Here is an 18691-nt window from a genome sequence, read left to right on the forward strand (position 1 = left end):
GAGAGCAGTAGCCTTTTTTAATATTGCTTTTTCCCGCTCCAGACGATGGACCTGGGCTTCCAGTTCCTGTATCCGCTGCTGCTCCGGCGTCAGTGCCTTGGACTTGGGCGTGACACCATCACGCTCCTCCGCGAGCTGCCTTACCCATCGTCGCAGCGCGCTTTCCACAACGCCGAGCGAACGGCTGGCTTCGGTGATGGAATATCCCTCATCCAGTACCAGACAAGCAGCCTCCTGCTTGAACTCCGGCGTGAAAGATCGTCGTTTTCTGGTCATCAGACACCTCGCTAGGGGTGGCAAGCGTACCACCTACATAGGTGTCCAGTTTTATTGAACCACTACAAATAACACGCTGAGCCTGGCCGTGGATGGTGCGTCACAGATGGTTCGGGTGCCTCACAGCACGGTGTTCGATCCACAGTGGTCAAGCGACAATTGGGGATCTCGGTCTCGCAGTGGGACGATTTCATGGTGCGCATGAAGGCCTTGGCCGAGCGTCGCATCCATCCGACAGTGCCCATGCGTTCCCATCCATCTAGGTCTGATAATTCCAAGACGGCCAGCTAGCCCAGCCTTGGTCATTCCAGGATACTCTCGCCAACCGCACAGCAGTGGCACCTTGTCAGTCGGGTGACGACTGTCAATTTCATGGGTGGGGGCCAGGCCACTTACCTACTTGGACCGCTCTACCAGCTCGATAAACTGTTTTAGGGATACCACGGCGAAGCGGCGGCCCGCCTCATCGCTGGTGCGGTGATTAGTAGTTACGCACCTCTTTCCTCCCCTATCAGATGTGCACACCACATCGAATAGCACATACTATCGACCCATGCAGAGCTCATAGTAATGCGCCTCAACGGTTTTATGTCCTTGCTCGTGATGCAAGTTCACCCAGAATAGCGCCGGTTCTGTCCCAACCGAGCCTGGACGCCTTTCTGGCTTGATTGGCGGCCTTCAGTGCCCACTGCTCCTGAGCTTAGTTTCTATAAGCCGTAAATGTAGGTGAGGGTTGGTCATGCTGGTATCGCCAGCGATGATCAGCCATCCTCGGTCACGCTTGTCTAACGTTGAACCCGGCCTCTTCGGCAGCAATCTCGCTGCCCTGCCCTGGCGCTAGCTTGGCGAACGCCTCGACGGCATCACGCTTATGGTCTGGCGCTAGGTGGGCATAGAACTTGATAGTTGTCTCGATGCTACTGTGTGCCATCAGCTTAGAGACGGTCAGAATGTCTGTGCCGGCCATTATCAATTGGCTAGCAAAGTTGTGACGCAAAGTGTAGAGCTGTAGATCTTCAGGTAATCCGGCCAGCTTTCGTACGGTCGCCCACGGCTTTCGCATCGCCGTTCTGTCCAAGCGCTTGCCGCTTCTCGGGCTCGGGAAGACGAAGCTCGTCATCGGCTGGCCTTGCTGCTTGTGCCACGTCTTGAGCACTTCAACGGCCGCTCCGGAGATAGGGAATGTCTGGGGCTCAGGGCGCTTATGTGCAGTCTTCTCAATCGTTTTCCTGATAGTGGCGAACATCAAATTGACATGTTCCCAGCGCAAACCGAACAGGTCGCCAGGTCGTAAGCCCGTATAGAACATGGTTAATATCCATGGTGTTACGTGGTCGACGTAGGCCACATACTCCAAGTCTGGCAGGTACGCCTTGCCATGCTCACGGCTATTGCGACGTTGCTGCCGCTTTTCGTCTTGATACGCCTCGAGGCCGGCGAATAGCGCTTCGACCTCATTGGTTTCTAGGTAACGGCGTTCGCTTCCCTGTTCGGCCAGCTCCTGCTCGGTCAGTGCCGGCTTCTGAAGCTTGATGCTTTTCAAGGGATGAGTAGGTATCACATTTCGGTCGGTGGCATGAGCCAGAAGCGCTTGCAAAGCATCATAGGAACGCTTGAGGGTCTGGAAGGCCCGCGGCTTGTCGGCTGCTTCTTCCTTGGCTTGCCACCGTTCCACGTCAGCCCGGGTTAGGCTCCCCATTGGCTTATCCAGCCAGTCGGGGAAGTCACGGGCGATGCGTGTGAGCGTCCCTTTCCCATCCTTGCGGCGATTCTGGAATGCGGTGTATGGGCCGGTGAGGTAGGCCCGCAGGGTCTGCTGGTTCTGTCGCTCGGCCTCGGCCCGGGCCTCCTCCAACACCGCACGGGGATCGCCGCCTTGAGCGACGATAGCCAGGGCCTCAGTAGCGTTGGCACGCGCCTGGGGGGCCGTCAAGATGCCGTACTGCCCAAGGGTCAGCACGCGCTGCTTGCCGGTCTTGGTTCGATAGTAGAGACGGAAGGCCAGGCCACGTTTCCCGGCGAGGACATGATAGCCGGCCAGATCGGTATCCCACACCTTGCCACCAGAAGGTAGCTCGATTGCGAGCTGCTTCAGTGCCGCAGCGGTTAACTTCTGCTTGTTCTCAGCCATATACCGGCCCGTTTATTGGTAGCAAATTGGTAGCAAAGCTAGAATAAAACAGGGACAAAGCAGCAACAATAGGAAACAAAGGAAAAGCCCATAACCGATTGTAGATAAAAGGTTTTTGTGCTTATTTGTTTCTTGCTGTTTACCCTGAGATATGCCAATTAAGGAATGGGGTTGCAGAGGTCGCTGGTTCGAATCCAGTCGCTCCGACCAAAAAGATCAAGAAAACCGCCACTTACGGATCATCCCGGGTGGCGGTTTTTTGTTGCTCACAAAAAACTCCCAAAATATTTCCAAAACTCTGTAGCCAAGCTATCAGACCGCCCCTTCAAGCGAGCTCTTCGGCACAAATGTGTAGAGCCTTGCTTTGATGCCTTTTATGTGACGGCAATCAAGTTCCGAGATAAAAAGCTTTGCAGGCCCCTGAGTTGCTCTATAGCGTAAAAGACTCTACTTGCCGTGCCTCCAGACTCCTCATGACTACTTACACCATTGCTTATGAACTGACCCTTACCGACGGATACAAAGGTTTTTACGAGCACCTTGAGTCCTACCCTCACTGTCGAATGATGAGTTCCTGCTGGCTGATTCAGTCGGATAGCGACGCAGGCGAAATCCGGGACAAACTCGTTCCCTTCATGAACCATGGTGATTCTCTGTTTGTCGCCGAGTTGAGTTATGAGTGGGCCGGCGCAGGTACGCACTGCGGTAACTGGCTCAGCGCTCCCGAAAGAGAGGCATAAGCCAAGCTTTCGCTCCCCACCTTGATTTCAGATAGCCTGTAAGTTGAAACAGAAAGATTCCCTTGAATGGCCTCGCGCTGCATCGTTCCATCAGCGGTTACCTAACTGCGCCTCCACCCCGCACCCTCTATGGGAGAATAGTATTTTCAGCAGGGAGGATCATCATTGCAATACAGGCGAAGTCCGCGCCAGTTTCCCTAGTTCTGCGGACGATCATTAGGAGGGGGATCTCAAACTGGTCGGGCGCTTGATCCAGCCCCCTTCTACAACGTTTTACGTCAGGGCCAAGAGAGCCAGCATGGTTTCCTTCGGTATCTTTGATGACGACCTGCTTACTCGTAGACGCGCGCTTGATCCGCGCCCAGGCGACATCCTGATAGACCTCGTAGATGGTGAACTCGCCTGCAAGCGCCTCGGCACGTCCGACAGTTGCACGGCACTCATGTCCGGTAACTCCGACTATGCCTCGACCCTGCTGGACGGCTGCGTAGTTGCGGTCTGAGGCGTGGTCACGCACAACATCCATGCACACCGTCATGGGTAAGACAATGATCGCGCTGGTGGATTGCAACACTTATACATCTCGTTCGAGCGGGTATTCAATCCGAAGCTGGAGCAGCTGTGCCAAGGCTCATTTAGCAGCACACCCCTGTCGCGGAATTATGTGACATTGCCCGGAGAACAGGTGTTCGTCTGGCTTGCATGGGGTACATTCCTTCTGGGAACTGTGCCAGGCCGATCCCCCGGCGCATTGCGCGAGCAGTTCAGTATGGTGATGGAGAGGACGGTGCGGGAGTGCGCGGCGTGGACTGTAGAGAGGCAGGCGTCATCACCAAGCCCAAGCAGACGCCCCGCTACACCGCCCGATGGGACGAGCTGCCCGTGGCTTGTGCGATGAGCCAACACGCAAAAGCCCAACCGCTTAAGGCCGGGCTGTTTATAACGCTGCTTTCCTTGCTGCCCTCATAGGCATCTTGCCCATACTCCACGGTGCTTGAACTATCCATGCGCCCGGCGTTTTTTGCTTGCCTTGTTTGAGCTTTCCTCAACTCGGCGGGCGCAGAGTGGCAGGTAGAGACGGATTACGGATTGAAAAATTAGCGATGCTTGCAGGAAATTACCGTCACACAGCGTAGTAGCTATCAAAACGTCACTATCATGAGCTAATTGACAATTATGACTAACGCTATGCTTGAGAGGTATCGTGTTGGAAATCAATCCATGTTATACGAGAGAGAAAACAAGTAGTTTACGATCCACAACTCACGTTACGAGGCGCGGCAGGCCCCGTAGTGTTCTCATCACTACCTGCATGGATACCTGCATGAGCCTTCAAGCTAGTGTACTCATTAGGCAGTTCAGCCAGTACTGTACTTTATCGTTTGCCGACAAGGAGATATTGCTCTCTTTGGAGCAGCATCCGATCCGCGTCAGCGCAGCACAAGCCATCTGCCTGGAAGGTGACGAGCCCGAGCAGTTTTTTACTATCAGGGAAGGCTGGGCTTTCTCGTTTCGAACCCTGGACGATGGCAGCCGACAGATTCTTAAGATCTATCTGCCGGGCGACATCATTGGGATGCGAGACTTCTCCTTCTCCCAGCGCTTGGCCGGGGTCGCCATGATCACTGATGGCGTTATCTGCGCTTTCAATCACCCACAGCTACTCTCGGTATTTCATCGTTCAGGGAACCTGGCGGTTGGCTTCATCGCGATTGCCAGTCGTCAGCAGGCGATGCTGACCGAGCGCATGATTTACCTGGCGCAACGCCCCGCACAACAAAGGCTGGCACATTTCCTATACGAAATGTACCTGCGCCTAAAGCGAATCGGCGCCGTACAAGAGGGACAGTTTCTCCTGCCACTGTCACAGGAGCAGATTGGAGAAGCGCTGGGACTCAGCGCGGTTCATGTTAACCGCACCTTCAAAGCCTTCCGTGAAAGTGGAATAGTCTTGCGAGAGCGCCATCACGTCTCCATTCCCAACCTCAAAGACCTGGCCAACCTCGCTGAATTTGATGGCGGCTATCTCAACAACGAAGTTCCATCGGGTTTTTTTGTTCCACAGTGGGAGGAAGATATCCGTAAGGAATCACTGGATCACACGACCAATCTGGGCGGGCCGTAAACGAGGCGCACATTGGCCTCGAATATGCCTTGAGCCTGTCGGCGAGCGGAGATGGCTCAGTTGATGCTGTCCTGCCTGGCTGTGTGTGCTTACAGTATCGGGCCTGGCGATAGCTGCAAACTCGGGCGATTTATTCTGGATGACGATCAGCTAAAGATTGCTCAGCAACCTGAACAGGCCGATACCTGAACTATGCACGGCCCTGCGCGGTCTCTAGATAAGGTGACGCGAAAGATTACCAGGCTCCGCTACCTAGGATAATGCCGACTCATAGCTGATAGATGCTCAGCTTTAGCCGCCCGCAAGGCGGCTTAGCCGTTTCAGGGGCCCATGACGAGAGGAGAACGAAATGGATAGCTTGGATCTGGACGATGTTCAGCATCCACAACACGAGCCGCTGGCTCGGATTGAGTTCAAGGGCCAGGCCCGCCGCCCGGAGAGCGCATTGAGCGAGATGTTTCCTGAACTGGCGATAGCTACACAGGCATTTACACCAAGGCCGGAACAGGCAGACACATCACTCCCCCTTCGCGTACACGAGAAGTCGGTATGGGATGACGGAATGGTTCTAAAAGTGCGGGTCAAGAACACGACAGGACGCAAACAGCCACTGAGCGTTCAGCTGTCGCTGGCGGCCACCATCGAAAATCTATGGGGCGGGACTTATAAGGCAGACGGCAGTCACTACGTCATCACGTCCGACAAGGCCATCGCTCCAGGCGAACAATGGGACTATACGGTCAAAGTGTCGGGTAAAGATCACGGTTATGAGTTCAGAAGCATGGCCGACGGCCAGGAACCGGCATTGCAGGAAACAGCCTTCTCGCACACAAATCGACTGAGGCCAGAGGGGCCAGCCAAGACGACAGCCAGACCTGCAACAGGGTCACTGGAAAGCATTACTCCTGACCAGTTGGCTTATGCACCACGCCTCGACCCGGCCATGAGCGCCAAGCAAAACATCCTCGACAGTCTTGGCGGTGTCTACGCTGGGGGTTGGGGCTGGGAGAATATCGAGGTCAAGCACGGGCCCAGCGGTTCCTTCCTGCGAACGCATATGGAGGAAGGCGCTTATGTCCGAGAGAAAAAAGAGATCCGTGGCGCCGGCTTCGACACCCGCACGCTCTCAGTCACACATGCTGCCCTCACTTACGATCTGCGGTTCAAGCCGGGCTTCGATCCAGTGAAAGGCGGCAAGTTGCCCGGATTGATGGCAGGAGACTCTCCGAGTGGACACAAGAAAGCCAACAATGGCATTACTGCCCGCATGATGTGGCGTCGTGATGCTCAGGGAGAGCTTTACCTTTACTATCCCGACATGGAAAAAAGCCACGGTGATTCGATTGGGCGAGGCAACTTCTACTTTGACACATCCGGCGAATGGCACCGGATCAAGCAAGAAGTGAAGCTCAACGATATCGGTCAAACAAATGGCTTCATCAAGGTCTGGTACGACGACGAGTTGGTGATCGAAGCAAACGACCTGCGTCTGCGCACAAAGGACAGCGTTTATATCGAAGGTATCATGCACACCATCTTCTTCGGCGGTGGCAACGATTCCTGGGCTGCGGCACGCGACGAATGGGTCGATACGCGAAACTTCAAAATCTTCACGCCATCAGTCACTCATGCTAATAGGACGCCTTGAGGTAAGTTTTTACTTACGGCATTTACGCAAAAGATATTACGGCACCGCCCTTGAGGCGGTTTTTGCTTGTTCCATCGAACCGAGATTATCCGAGGAACCATCATTTCAGTTGCAGACCGGCGATAATATCGACATTCTCAACCAATCATTAAAGTCTCATGTTTTTTAATGATGATTGCTCAACGTTATTATCAAAGACCATTTAGCCACGATGGCTATCCAACCACCTTTCTGCTTCAGAGCTTATTCCAGACCAGTCTCCGGACAAGCTACAGACCAAGACACCGTCACTCCCTCCCACATGAGAGAGTAAATTAGCCCTGACTTTTTCAGCACTTTCATTAGCACTTATAAGACAGTGGTTATCCATGGCCCAGCAATGATCATAATCCTCAAGCTTATCATAAAACTCTTTATATGAATCAACCGCCATGAGATCATAACAGACAAGCAGTATATTCATTATATACACCCATGCGAACCAATAACATTAAAACCCAAATGTTTTTATAGCCAAATTATAAGCAATATTTTTTTTAAATTTATGACTATGATCATGTTTTGAGAAAGAACAACCTGTCCTGCCTTTCCTTGAGCCTGGATCAACACGGCTGATCTGCGTCGCCAACCTATGGTAAGGCAACCTACCAACTTCACCTGTGATGTCTAGGCGTTGGCCTTCAAATTAATCCAGAAGGCTTCCTAGGTGACTCTGCACCTTCTCACCTGTACCCTGCTCTACTCGGCACAAGGAAGCGCTTATGAAATGGTTATTCAAATCCGCCGGCGTGGCTGGCGCCCTGTCGGCTGCGATACTGATACTCAGCTATACCACCGATGTTGTACCTGAACCTGCTACGACGGCAGACGTCGAGCCCGAGCAACTTGAGCATGAACTCAAGGAAGTGGGCGACGAAGCGAACGAAGCGGTGGACAAGCTCATGCCCGATGCTGTGGCGAAGAAGGACGGAATCAACCTGGAGTAAGACACGAACACGGCGGTGACAAACCACATCAGGCGCTGAGCCATGTTTTGGCTCGGTTGGACGGTAAGCGCCCTTTCTGCGATAGTTTGTCATTCATTAGAGACATGAATTCGCGTTCAGCCATGTAACCAACAAGCCTGACGAGGCTTGGAGGAGACACAGGATGAAGCCCCTTTTCTTGCTGATGACATTGTTTGTTGGCGTAGGCTTTGGTATTTGGCACCTAAATGAGGATCGTGCGTCCGAAGCAGCTCAGGCCCAGGTGATGCAAGAAGCTTTCGAGGAGCGTTCAATTCCCCGCGGAAAGAGCTGATCGACAGTCACAACGCCAGCCATTGCCAGGAAACCGCCCGAGAGGCGGTTTTTCTTTATTGACAGAAAGTTAAGAAAAAATCAAAGCGCCATTTTAGCAGTTGCACCTCACGCATTATTACTTTCTTGAAAACAACAAAACGCTTTTTAACCAAAAGAACGACTTGCTTTACATGGATAAGTTAAGTGAGGCTATGGCGAAAGAGGACCAATTGGGGAGAACACCATGAACAGAATATTCCTGCTGCTTGCGCTTATCGTTGGCATCGCCTCGGCCTACGTAGTATTGAAGCCGTCAGAGGAGCAAGAACAAGCACAGGGAAGCTGGAACCTCTATGAAGAGCTGGATCGTGATGCTGCAGCGAACCGTCCCGGATGGCGCTGAACCGAGTGCTCATTTATCGATATGTCGCTTCCCTCAGCGAATTTGATGCACATCAAGGTCGTCTAACGCATCCCTAACTAGCCTTCATCGTAAGATGCTGAAGGATGTAGGTGGATGCCAGAACAACAAAGCCTGACACCCAACGGGCTCCAGGCGCTACTCGATGCCCTGCAGGCACGGGGCTACCGCATCATCGGCCCAACGCTTCGCGACCAAGCGGTTGTCTACGATGACGTACAAAGCTTGACCGACCTACCCGTCGGCTGGACCGATGTGCAGGAAGCCGGTCATTATCGGCTAGCGAGACGCGACGACGATGCTCTGTTCGGCTACGCCGTTGGCCCCCACTCCTGGAAGCATTACCTGCACACACCCGTCCAGCGCCTCTGGCACGCCAAACACGAACGGGACGATATCATTGTTACTACCGAACCGCCTGAAGCGCCTCGCCTGGCCCTGTTTGGCGTACGTTCGTGTGAACTGCACGCCATCGCCATACAGGACCGCGTCCTGCTCGGTGGCCACTATCGCGACGTGCATTACGCAGCCCGTCGTCAGGATAACTTCATCGTTGCCGTCAACTGTGCCGTAGCTGGTGGGACATGCTTCTGCGCTTCCATGCACACCGGGCCGAAAGCCGTAGCCGGCTACGACCTGGCGCTGACCGAAATCATCGACGAAGGAGAGCACCGATTTCTGATCGAGGCGGGCACGCCAGAAGGTGTGGAGGTGCTGAGCGAACTGCCTGCAAGACAGGCAAGCAACGAGGACATTGCACTCGCCGATGCGATTCTCGCCAGCACTGCCGAATCGATGGGGCGCGAGATGCAGGCCGATGATGTGCGCGAGCTTCTGCTGGCGCACCTGGAACATCCTCGTTGGGACGATGTTGCAACGCGTTGCCTGACCTGCGGCAACTGCACCCTGGTCTGTCCGACCTGCTTCTGTACAAGCGAAGAAGACTCCAGCGATCTGACGGGGACCGAAATGGCACGCTCGCGGCGCTGGGATTCCTGCTTCACGATGGATTTTTCCTACCTGCACGGCGGCAGCGTACGTGCCAGCCACCGCGCCCGCTACCGGCAATGGATGACCCACAAGCTGGCTACCTGGCACGACCAGTTCGACACGTCTGGCTGCGTCGGTTGCGGGCGCTGCATTACCTGGTGTCCGGTCGGAATCGACATCACCGAGGAAGTGAAGGCCATCCGGGAAACCAGCCAGGAGGCAGGAAGCTAGCCATGCGAGGCTTGGAGCGCATCATCCGGGACCATCCCTTCTTCGCAGGCCTTGACGACGCGTTCTGTCAGCTCGTCTATGGATGCGCCAAGAACGTTCGCTTCGCGGAGGGAGACTATCTCTTTCGGGAAGGTGAGGCAGCCAACCGGCTCTACTTGCTGCGGCAAGGTCGCGTTGCCCTGGAAACGAAGACACCGGGACGCGGCACCCTGATATTCCGGACGCTCAATACGGGTGATCTTGTCGGGCTCTCCTGGCTCGTCCCGCCCTACCGCTGGGCCTATGACGCCAGAGCGCTGGAATCTGTACGCGCCATTGCCATGGACGCCGCCTGCCTGCGCCAGAAGTGCGAGGAAGACCACGACCTGGGGTACGACGTCATGAAGCGCGTCGTGCCGATCCTGATCGAACGCCTGCACGGCACGCAAATCCAGTTGCTCGATGTTTATGGCGATCCAGTCTGACAAGCTTGCGCTGGCACACGACCCGATGACGCCACGTGTCATGCGGGTGCTGAAGCGATGCCACGATGGCCCACAGACGGTCACGCTGGATATCGAGCCAGGCGATAGCGCCCCATTCCAGCCCGGCCAATTCAACATGCTGTCCGTGTTCGGCGTCGGGGAGGTACCGATCAGCCTCAGCGGAGCCCCCACCGACCATGATCGACTGCGGCATACGATCCGTGCCGTAGGCCCCGTCTCGACAGCATTGACACGGCTCTCCAAAGGAGAGTGTCTCGGTCTTCGCGGCCCGTTCGGAAACGGCTGGCCGATGCAGCAGGCCGAGGGGCACGACGTGGTGCTGGTCGCCGGCGGGCTCGGGCTGGCCCCACTACGACCGGCGATCTACCAACTGCTGAGCGAACGCGAGCGCTACGGCAGGATTACCCTTCTCCATGGCACGCGCAGTCCTGCAGACATCCTGTTTCACCGCGAAATTATGGCCTGGCGACGGCACCGGAATATCGACATCGAAGTTACGGTCGACCACGCCCCTCCAGACTGGCGCGGCCATGTCGGAGTCGTGACCCGATTGATTTCATCCGTGCCATTCGAGACAGGTAATACCCTGGCCTTCGTCTGCGGCCCTGAAGTCATGATGCGTTTTGCCATTGCCGCGCTAAAGGATGCGGGGCTTGGCGACGAAACGATCTATCTTTCCATGGAGCGCAACATGAAATGCGCCGTGGGGTTCTGCGGTCATTGCCAGTTCGGCCCGGTCTTCGTCTGCCGCGACGGACCGGTCTTCCGTCATGATCGGCTTGGCGGCCTGCTCAACCTCAAGGAGATATGATTCATGGCTGCTTCCGGTAGAACGCCGCGCCTTGCCGTATGGAAGTTCGCCTCTTGCGATGGCTGTCAGCTCACGCTGCTCGATTGTGAAGACGAACTGCTCGGCATCGCTGCCGCTGTGGAGATCGCCTATTTTCCCGAGGCCACACGCGGGACAATTCGCGGGCACTATGACCTGTCGCTGGTCGAAGGCTCCATCACCACGCCGCATGATGCCGAGCGCATCCACGAGGTGCGCCGACGCTCCACTCATCTGGTCACCATCGGTGCCTGCGCCACGGCTGGCGGCATCCAGGGCCTGCGCAATTTTGCGGATGTCGCGGAATATATCTCCGTGGTTTATGCACGGCCGGATTACATCGAGACACTGGCAACTTCCACCCCGATTGCCGCCCACGTGCCGGTCGACTTCGAATTGCGCGGTTGCCCCATCGCCAAGTCACAGCTTGTCGAGGTCATCACGGCCTTTCTCGCCGGCCGTCGCCCGGTGACGCCTGCGCACAGCGTATGCATCGAGTGCAAGCTCAAGGGTAACGTCTGCGTGATGGTGGCTCACGGCACACCATGCCTCGGCCCGGTGACCCATGCCGGCTGCGGGGCACTGTGTCCTTCTTATCATCGCGGCTGTTACGGCTGTTATGGGCCCATGGAAACACCGAATCCCGCCCCGCTCAGCCAGGCACTGACGGAGCTCGGCATGGGCAAACGTGACCTGCAGCGTATCTACCGCACCTTCAATGCCAATGCGCCAGCATTCCGCGAAGAGAGCGAACGCCATGACGCGTAAGACGATCAAGGTCAGTTACCTGGCTCGCGTCGAGGGCGAAGGCGCATTCAGCGTGGTGGTGCGCAACGGCAAGGTCACGTCGGCCGAACTCAGCATTTTCGAGCCACCTCGCTTCTTCGAGTCGTTGTTGCGTGGCCGCGCCTTTTCCGAAGCGCCTGACATTACCGCCAGAATCTGCGGCATCTGCCCCGTCGCCTACCAGATGAGCACCGTGCAGGCGATGGAGAATGCCTTGGGGATTACCGTGACGGGCCCACTGCGAAATTTACGGCGCCTGCTCTATTGCGGGGAATGGATTGAAAGTCATGCCCTGCATATTTACTTGCTGCATGCCCCGGACTTTCTCGGCTACGCAGGCGCGATCGACATGGCACGCGATCATGGCGATGCCGTGCGACGGGGGCTGGCCCTCAAGAAAGCCGGCAACGACATCATGGCCTTGCTCGGCGGGCGCGAGATCCATCCGATCAACGTTCGCGTCGGTGGCTTCTATCGCGTACCGCATCGCCGTGAACTGGCAACACTGGCAGAGACCCTGAAACGAGCCAGGGAGCTGGCCGACGAGACGCTTCGCTGGGTGGCCGGCTTCGATTTCCCCGAGCGCGAACGCGACTACACTTTCGTCGCGCTGACCCATTCCGAGGACTACCCCCTGAGCGAGGGCCGCATCGCCTCCAGCCGCGGCCTGGACATCGGCGTCGATCAGTACGAAGACTATTTTCTGGAAACGCACGTGGCACGATCGACCGCACTGCAGTCACGCCTGAGCGACGGCGCGAGCTATCTCGTCGGGCCCCTTGCACGCTATGCCCTCAACTTCGACCGATTGCCGCCCAGTGTCCGGCAGGCCGCCCACGAGGCCGGGCTGGGGCCGGTCTGTCGCAACCCTTACCAGAGCATCCTGGTGCGTGCGGTAGAGGTGCTGTTTGCCTGCGAAGAGGCGCTACGCATCATCGAGGCCTATGAAGCCCCCGAGCAGGCCGCTATCGAGATCACGCCTTGTGCAGGCATCGGCCATGGCGCCACGGAAGCGCCACGCGGCCTGCTCTACCATCGTTACCGGCTCGAGCCTGATGGCACTATCATCGACGCCAAAATCGTACCACCTACCTCACAGAACCAGGCCTGCATCGAGGAGGACCTGGCCAACTTTGTGGAGAGTTTTCTCGATCTGCCGGATGAGGCATTGCGCCATCGCTGCGAGCAGACAGTGCGCAACTATGACCCCTGTATCTCGTGCGCTACGCACTTTCTGCGGCTCGACATGGACCGGGGTAGCCCATGAAGCGGACATTCGTCATCGGCATCGGAAACCGGCAGCGCGGCGATGACGCGGCCGGGCCCGACGTCGTCTCCCGGCTTTGCGGGACACTGCCAGCGCAGGTGGAGGTTGTCGAGCACGGAGGCGAAATGGCCTCACTGCTTGCCCTGTTCGAGCAGGCCGCCGCGGTCTATCTGGTCGATGCCTGCGTGTCCGGCGCCCCGCCGGGCACGCTGCGCCGTTTCGATGTTGCCGCCGCCCCCTTGCCAAGCGAAATGACCACTGTATCCACGCACGGCCTGGGCCTGTCGGAGGCGATAGAAATGGCGCGCACGCTGGGCCAACTGCCCGCAAGGAGCGTCGTCTATGTCATCGAGGGCCAGTCATTCGAGCCGGGCGCATCGTTGGCGCCCACCGTTGCCAAGGCGGTAATCAATGCCAGTCGACAGCTGCGCCTCGAGATTCTCGACCTCGACAAGGAGAAAGTCACCGATGCATGAAGCCTCGTTGATCAGAAACCTGATGCATCGCATCGAGGAGATCGCCGAGACCGAAGGCGCGAAACGCGTCGTCAGCGTGTCGGTGTGGCTCGGCGCACTGAGCCACATGTCGGAACGTCATTTCATTGAGCATTTCAATGACGCGGCAAAGGGCACCATTGCCGAAGACGCCGAACTGGCCATTACGTTATCCACCGACACCGACCACAAGGATGCGCAGGAACTGCTGCTCGACAGCATCGAGGTGGAGGTCTGACATGCCATGAAACACGCCTTTCCCTCATTCGGCGAGGAAGCCGGCATCGCAGCGGCACGCTGGCGTATCACCGTACGGGGTACCGTGCAGGGCGTCGGCTTCCGTCCCTTCGTCTATCATGAGGCGACGACACGGGGGCTTGCCGGCTGGGTGAAGAACACCTCGACCGGCGTGGTCATCGAAGTGGAAGGGAGCCCTGCTCTCTTGTCCGGCCTGGCCGATGTACTTCATCACACGCCCCCGAGCAATGCGCGGATCACCGCGATCGACATTCGCGAGGTTACACCCTCAGACGAGGCTGGCTTCCGCATCGCCAAAAGTGAACAAGGCGGATGTCGCCGCGTAAACCTTCTCCCCGATCTGGCTACCTGCGAAGCCTGCCTCGCAGAGATGCGAGACCCCAGCAATCGACGCTACCGATACCCCTTCATCAATTGTTCCGGGTGCGGACCGCGTTACAGCATCATCCATGGCCTGCCCTACGATCGCGCGCAAACCTCGATGCAGCATTTTGCTCTATGCGCGGCGTGTCGGGCCGAGTATGACGATCCGGCGAACCGGCGCTTTCATGCCGAGCCTATCGCCTGCCCGGCCTGCGGGCCTCGACTGACACTTCACGATGCGTCGGGCGAACCGCTCGAGACGGGCGACATGGCCCTGCTCGCGGCGTCGCAGGCCATACGCGATGGCAGCATCGTCGCGGTCAAGGGGCTCGGAGGCTTTCACCTCGTCACGGACGCCCGCAACGAGGCGGCTGTCGCCCTGTTGCGTACCCGCAAGCGGCGCAACGAAAAGCCCTTTGCCGTGATGTTTCAGTCGCTAGCGGCCATCCGCTCGTGCTGCGACCTGACTCCCGCCGCGGAAGCCTTGTTGTCGTCGTCTGCTCGACCGGTCGTGCTCCTCCCCTATCTTGACGGCCCGATAACGCGCTCTGTCGCCCCCGATAACCCACGGTTGGGTGTACTGCTGCCTTATACGCCGTTGCATCATCGGCTCATGGACGAAGTGGGCTTTCCAATAGTCGCCACCAGCGGCAACCTCAGCGGCGAGCCCATCGTGATCGACGACGCCGAAGCACAGGCCCGGCTTGCCGGTATCGCCGATCTCTTTCTGGTGCATGATCGACCCATCGTGCGTCCCATCGATGATTCGGTGGCCCAGGTCGTTTGCGGCGAGCCGCAACTCCTGCGCCGCGCTCGCGGCTATGCACCAGCTCCGATTCCCCTCGTTCATACCATGGCCGGCCTGCTGGCCGTCGGCGGGCAACTCAAGACGACCGTGGCACTGACACGCGAGACGGATGTGGTGGTCAGTCAGCACCTGGGCGACCTGGAAACCACCGCCACGCGCCAGGCCCATGCCGATGCCATCGACGACCTCGTGCGTCTTCATGACCTAAAACCCCGGGTTGCCATTTGCGATGCTCATCCGGACTACGCCTCGCGTCAGACAGCCGAGCGCCTCGGCCTGCCGACAATCGCCGTGCAGCATCACCTGGCCCACGTCGCCGCGTGCCTGGCCGAGAATGACCTGACGCCGCCGGCACTCGGCGTAGCCTGGGATGGTACCGGCCATGGCCCTGACGGCACGATCTGGGGTGGGGAATTTTTGTTGTTGAAGAAACACGGCTGGTCGCGGGTGGCCCGCCTCCGTCCCTTCCGGCTGCCCGGCGGCGAGGCCGCCATTCGCGAGCCGCGCCGTGCCGCACTTGGCCTGCTTTACGCCGCTTACGGTGAGCGCAGTTTCGCCATGCGCAAGCTGCCACCGCTGGCGGCTTTTGCCTCGGAGGAACTGCCAATACTCAGGACGATGCTCGAACGGGGAGTGAATGCGCCGCTGACCTCCAGCATGGGGCGATTGTTCGATGCTTGTGCCGCGTTGGTCGGGCTACGCCAGCGCTCGAGTTTCGAGGGCCAGGCAGCCATGAGCCTGGAAGGGACTGCACGTGACGGTGTAGCGGCCCGTCCCTATGCCTTTCCCTTGAAAGCGCTGCCGGATGGGGACATGGCAGAGCTCGACTGGCAACCGGCCATCGATGCACTGCTGGCCGACCTGCACGCCGGTGTTGAAGCCGCCGCCATAGCGGATGCCTGGCACCGCGGCCTGGCCCACGCCATCCTGGATGTCGCCAGGCATGTGGGCGAGCAGCGCGTCGTTCTGGCTGGCGGCTGCTTTCAGAACGTTCGGCTGACCGAAGCTGCTATTGGAGCCCTGCGCAGTAGCGGCTTCGAACCGATCTGGCACCGCCAGGTTCCGCCCAACGACGGTGGACTCGCCCTGGGCCAGGTCGCCTGGACTGCCTGGATGGAAACTCGGGGAAAGCGATCATGTGCCTAGCGATACCCGGACGCCTGCTGAGCCTGTCAGGCGAAGATCCTCTGATGCGTGTCGGCCGAGTCGACTTCGGCGGCATCGTCAAGCAGGTCCACCTCGCCTATGTACCCGGGGCCAAGCCCGGCGATCATGTCCTCGTCCATGTCGGCTTCGCCATCAGTGTTCTCGATGAAGCGGAGGCGATGCGCGTCTTCGCGCACCTGCGCGAGATCGGTGAACTTGAAGAGTGGGAGGCGCGGCGTGAAATTCCGTGACGAATACCGCGATAGCCGGGCCGCACAGGTGCTTGCCCGCGCGATTGCCCGCACCGTTACTCGGCCCTGGACACTGATGGAAGTCTGCGGCGGCCAGACGCATGCCATCGTGCGCTTCGGCATCGACCGGCTGCTGCCACCGGAAATTACTCTCGTGCACGGCCCGGGCTGCCCGGTCTGCGTGACCCCGGTCGAGTATGTCGACAGGGCGATTACCATTGCGGAATACCCGGACGTCATCCTGTGCTCGTATGGCGATATGCTGCGCGTGCCCGGCAGCCATGGCGACTTGCTGGCGGCCAAGTCGCGCGGTGCCGATGTGCGTGCCGTGTATTCTCCCCTGGACGCGCTATCCTTGGCCCGCGCCAACCCGCAACGCGAGGTCGTGTTCTTTGCTGTCGGGTTCGAGACGACCGCGCCCGCTAATGCCATGGCGGCCTACCAGGCCAGGCAGGACGGCCTCGCCAACTTTTCCATGCTGGTCTCGCACGTCCTCGTGCCGCCGGCCATGCGCTCGATTCTCGACGCGCCGGATAGCCGCATCCAGGCCTTCCTTGCGGCGGGCCACGTCTGCACGGTGATGGGGTACGAGGAATACCTGCCCATTGCCGCGCACTACCGGGTCCCCATCGTGGTGACCGGCTTCGAGCCGCTCGACATACTCGAGGGCGTCTATCGCTGCGTGCGCCAGCTCGAGAATGGCCAGGCCGAGGTCGAAAACCCGTACAGTCGCGTCGTCCGCCGCTCCGGCAATCCAACGGCACTGCGGATCATGAAAGAGGTGTTTCGTGTCATCCCGCGACGCTGGCGAGGCATCGGCGACATTGCTGACAGCGGCCTGGGCCTTGCACCGGCCTATGCGGCGTTCGACGCCGAGCGTCGCTTCGGTGCGGTGACCGTCGATACCGAACCCACGGGGGAATGCATCAGCGGGCTCGTGCTCAAGGGGCTCTGCAAGCCTACCGACTGCCCCGCCTTCGGTACACGCTGCACACCGGATCGTCCGCTCGGGGTGACCATGGTGTCATCCGAAGGCGCTTGTGCTGCCTACTACCGCTATCGCGGCAAGCCAGCGAGACCCTCATGACCAGCAAGAACAGCCACTTCCCAAACGCATGCCCCCTACCTGCGACGTCTGGCGACACGATACAACTCGCTCACGGCGGCGGTGGGCGCGCCATGGCACGCCTGATCAATTCGATCATCCGTCCGGCGTTCGACGACACGGAGCTCGACCGCCAACACGACGGCGCAACACTGATACTTGATGGCCCCCTGGCCTTCACCACCGATTCCTATGTAGTGCAGCCCTTCGTCTTCCCGGGTGGCGATATCGGCACGCTGGCCATCAACGGCACCGTAAACGACCTCGCCATGTGCGGCGCCCACCCGCTGTACTTGAGTGTTGGCCTGATTCTCGAAGAGGGCCTGTCCATCGAGTTGCTCCAACGCATCGTTGGCTCCATGCGCGCTGCAGCGACAGCAGCCGGCGTGCGTCTGGTGACTGGCGATACCAAGGTGGTCGACCGGGGCAAGGCGGACGGCATGTTCATCAACACGTCCGGTATCGGTCGACTCGTTTCACCGACACCGATTGGCCCGGCAAGTATCGCCCCAGGTGATGTCGTGATCCTGAGCGGCGATATTGGCCGTCACGGCATGGCGGTCATGGCCGCCCGCGAGGGTTTCGGTTTCGAGACGGTCATCGAGAGCGACTGCGCGCCCGTCGCTGATGCCGTGCTGGCACTGTTCGAGGCGGGTGTCGAGGTGCACTGTCTGCGGGACCTCACCCGCGGAGGGCTCGCCAGTGCCCTGGTAGAGATCGCCGAAACCGCCAGACTCGCCATCAGTATTGACGAAGCCGCCGTTCCCGTCGCCGATCACGTCCTCGCAGCCTGCGAACTCCTCGGTCTCGACCCGTTCCACGTTGCAAATGAGGGCCGGTTCATAGCCATCGTACCAGCCGACCAAGTCGAACAGGCACGGGATATCTTGACGCAATATTCGTCGTCAAGCGGTGCTGTCGTCATTGGCAGGGTGTATGCAGGTAACGGCGGCGAAGTCACCTGCCGGGGCATCCTCGGCGTCGAACGTGCCATCGACATGCTGAGTGGTGAGCAATTGCCACGCATCTGCTGATGGCAGGCTCTGGTCCTAGTCCT

Annotated in this window: 20 protein-coding genes; 17 read left to right on the forward strand and 3 right to left on the reverse strand. The window is 58.5% G+C overall.

Going from position 1 to position 18691, the window contains the following annotated elements:
* On the reverse strand, positions 1-276 hold a 276-nt coding region (locus tag BM194_RS04980; protein ID WP_143097571.1), incomplete at its 3' end, for a transposase.
* A 775-nt stretch (positions 277-1051) separates the two neighbouring features.
* Positions 1052-2407, reverse strand: coding sequence for a site-specific integrase (locus tag BM194_RS04985; RefSeq protein ID WP_092844355.1), 1356 nt, complete (start codon positions 2405-2407; stop codon positions 1052-1054).
* A gap of 473 nt (positions 2408-2880) precedes the next feature.
* Between BM194_RS04985 and BM194_RS04990 the strand changes: the two genes are divergently transcribed.
* Positions 2881-3147, forward strand: coding sequence for a hypothetical protein (locus BM194_RS04990; RefSeq protein WP_092844357.1), 267 nt, complete (start codon positions 2881-2883; stop codon positions 3145-3147).
* A gap of 127 nt (positions 3148-3274) precedes the next feature.
* On the opposite strand, the gene BM194_RS04995 is transcribed toward BM194_RS04990, so the two are convergent.
* Positions 3275-3721 carry a hypothetical protein gene (locus tag BM194_RS04995; RefSeq protein WP_092844359.1) on the reverse strand — a complete coding sequence of 149 codons (447 nt, stop codon included), beginning with the start codon at positions 3719-3721 and terminating at the stop codon, positions 3275-3277.
* Positions 3722-4471: 750 nt separating this feature from the next.
* On the opposite strand from BM194_RS04995, the gene BM194_RS05000 reads away from it, so the two are divergent.
* The 16 genes from BM194_RS05000 (at position 4472) to hypE (ending at position 18668) form a co-directional block, all read left to right on the forward strand.
* Entirely contained in the window at positions 4472-5272 is an 801-nt protein-coding gene (locus BM194_RS05000) for a Crp/Fnr family transcriptional regulator (protein ID WP_092844361.1), read from the forward strand.
* Between the two features lie 349 nt (positions 5273-5621).
* Positions 5622-6920: a polysaccharide lyase gene (locus BM194_RS05005; RefSeq protein WP_092844363.1), complete on the forward strand. Its 1299-nt coding sequence runs from the start codon at positions 5622-5624 to the stop codon at positions 6918-6920.
* Between the two features lie 761 nt (positions 6921-7681).
* Positions 7682-7906, forward strand: a complete 225-nt coding sequence (locus BM194_RS05010; protein WP_092844365.1) for a hypothetical protein — start codon at positions 7682-7684, stop codon at positions 7904-7906.
* Positions 7907-8069: 163 nt separating this feature from the next.
* Positions 8070-8219: a hypothetical protein gene (locus BM194_RS20605; protein ID WP_166671016.1), complete on the forward strand. Its 150-nt coding sequence runs from the start codon at positions 8070-8072 to the stop codon at positions 8217-8219.
* Positions 8220-8444: 225 nt separating this feature from the next.
* Positions 8445-8603: a hypothetical protein gene (locus tag BM194_RS20610; protein ID WP_177223348.1), complete on the forward strand. Its 159-nt coding sequence runs from the start codon at positions 8445-8447 to the stop codon at positions 8601-8603.
* A 114-nt stretch (positions 8604-8717) separates the two neighbouring features.
* Positions 8718-9842: a 4Fe-4S dicluster domain-containing protein gene (locus BM194_RS05015; RefSeq protein WP_092844367.1), complete on the forward strand. Its 1125-nt coding sequence runs from the start codon at positions 8718-8720 to the stop codon at positions 9840-9842.
* 2 nt (positions 9843-9844) lie between these two features.
* Complete coding sequence (locus tag BM194_RS05020) at positions 9845-10306, forward strand: cyclic nucleotide-binding domain-containing protein (RefSeq protein WP_092844369.1); 462 nt, start codon at positions 9845-9847, stop codon at positions 10304-10306.
* A complete protein-coding gene (locus BM194_RS05025) occupies positions 10290-11138 on the forward strand; it encodes an FAD/NAD(P)-binding protein (protein WP_092844371.1) in 849 nt (282 codons plus the stop codon). Before BM194_RS05020 ends, BM194_RS05025 begins: the two co-directional genes overlap by 17 nt.
* A 3-nt stretch (positions 11139-11141) precedes the next feature.
* Positions 11142-11924, forward strand: coding sequence for an NADH-quinone oxidoreductase subunit B family protein (locus BM194_RS05030; protein WP_092844373.1), 783 nt, complete (start codon positions 11142-11144; stop codon positions 11922-11924).
* The gene (locus tag BM194_RS05035; protein WP_092844375.1) at positions 11914-13209 is read left to right on the forward strand and encodes a Ni/Fe hydrogenase subunit alpha; all 1296 of its coding nucleotides are present in this window, start codon (positions 11914-11916) and stop codon (positions 13207-13209) included. Before BM194_RS05030 ends, BM194_RS05035 begins: the two co-directional genes overlap by 11 nt.
* Positions 13206-13685, forward strand: a complete 480-nt coding sequence (locus BM194_RS05040) for a hydrogenase maturation protease (RefSeq protein WP_092844377.1) — start codon at positions 13206-13208, stop codon at positions 13683-13685. The genes BM194_RS05035 and BM194_RS05040 overlap by 4 nt, the downstream gene beginning before the upstream one ends.
* Complete coding sequence (locus BM194_RS05045; RefSeq protein WP_092844379.1) at positions 13678-13941, forward strand: hydrogenase maturation nickel metallochaperone HypA; 264 nt, start codon at positions 13678-13680, stop codon at positions 13939-13941. The genes BM194_RS05040 and BM194_RS05045 overlap by 8 nt, the downstream gene beginning before the upstream one ends.
* Before the next feature lie 6 nt (positions 13942-13947).
* Positions 13948-16278 carry a carbamoyltransferase HypF gene (gene hypF / locus BM194_RS05050; protein WP_092844381.1) on the forward strand — a complete coding sequence of 777 codons (2331 nt, stop codon included), beginning with the start codon at positions 13948-13950 and terminating at the stop codon, positions 16276-16278.
* On the forward strand, positions 16269-16529 hold the full coding sequence (locus BM194_RS05055) for a HypC/HybG/HupF family hydrogenase formation chaperone (protein WP_092844383.1): 261 nt from the start codon (positions 16269-16271) through the stop codon (positions 16527-16529). Before hypF ends, BM194_RS05055 begins: the two co-directional genes overlap by 10 nt.
* A complete protein-coding gene (gene hypD, locus BM194_RS05060; protein ID WP_092844385.1) occupies positions 16516-17616 on the forward strand; it encodes a hydrogenase formation protein HypD in 1101 nt (366 codons plus the stop codon). Before BM194_RS05055 ends, hypD begins: the two co-directional genes overlap by 14 nt.
* Positions 17613-18668, forward strand: a complete 1056-nt coding sequence (gene hypE / locus BM194_RS05065) for a hydrogenase expression/formation protein HypE (protein ID WP_092844387.1) — start codon at positions 17613-17615, stop codon at positions 18666-18668. Before hypD ends, hypE begins: the two co-directional genes overlap by 4 nt.
* The last annotated feature ends 23 nt before the right edge of the window (positions 18669-18691 follow it).

Source organism: Modicisalibacter xianhensis, from assembly GCF_900113605.1.
Classification (GTDB): Bacteria; Pseudomonadota; Gammaproteobacteria; order Pseudomonadales; family Halomonadaceae; genus Modicisalibacter; species Modicisalibacter xianhensis.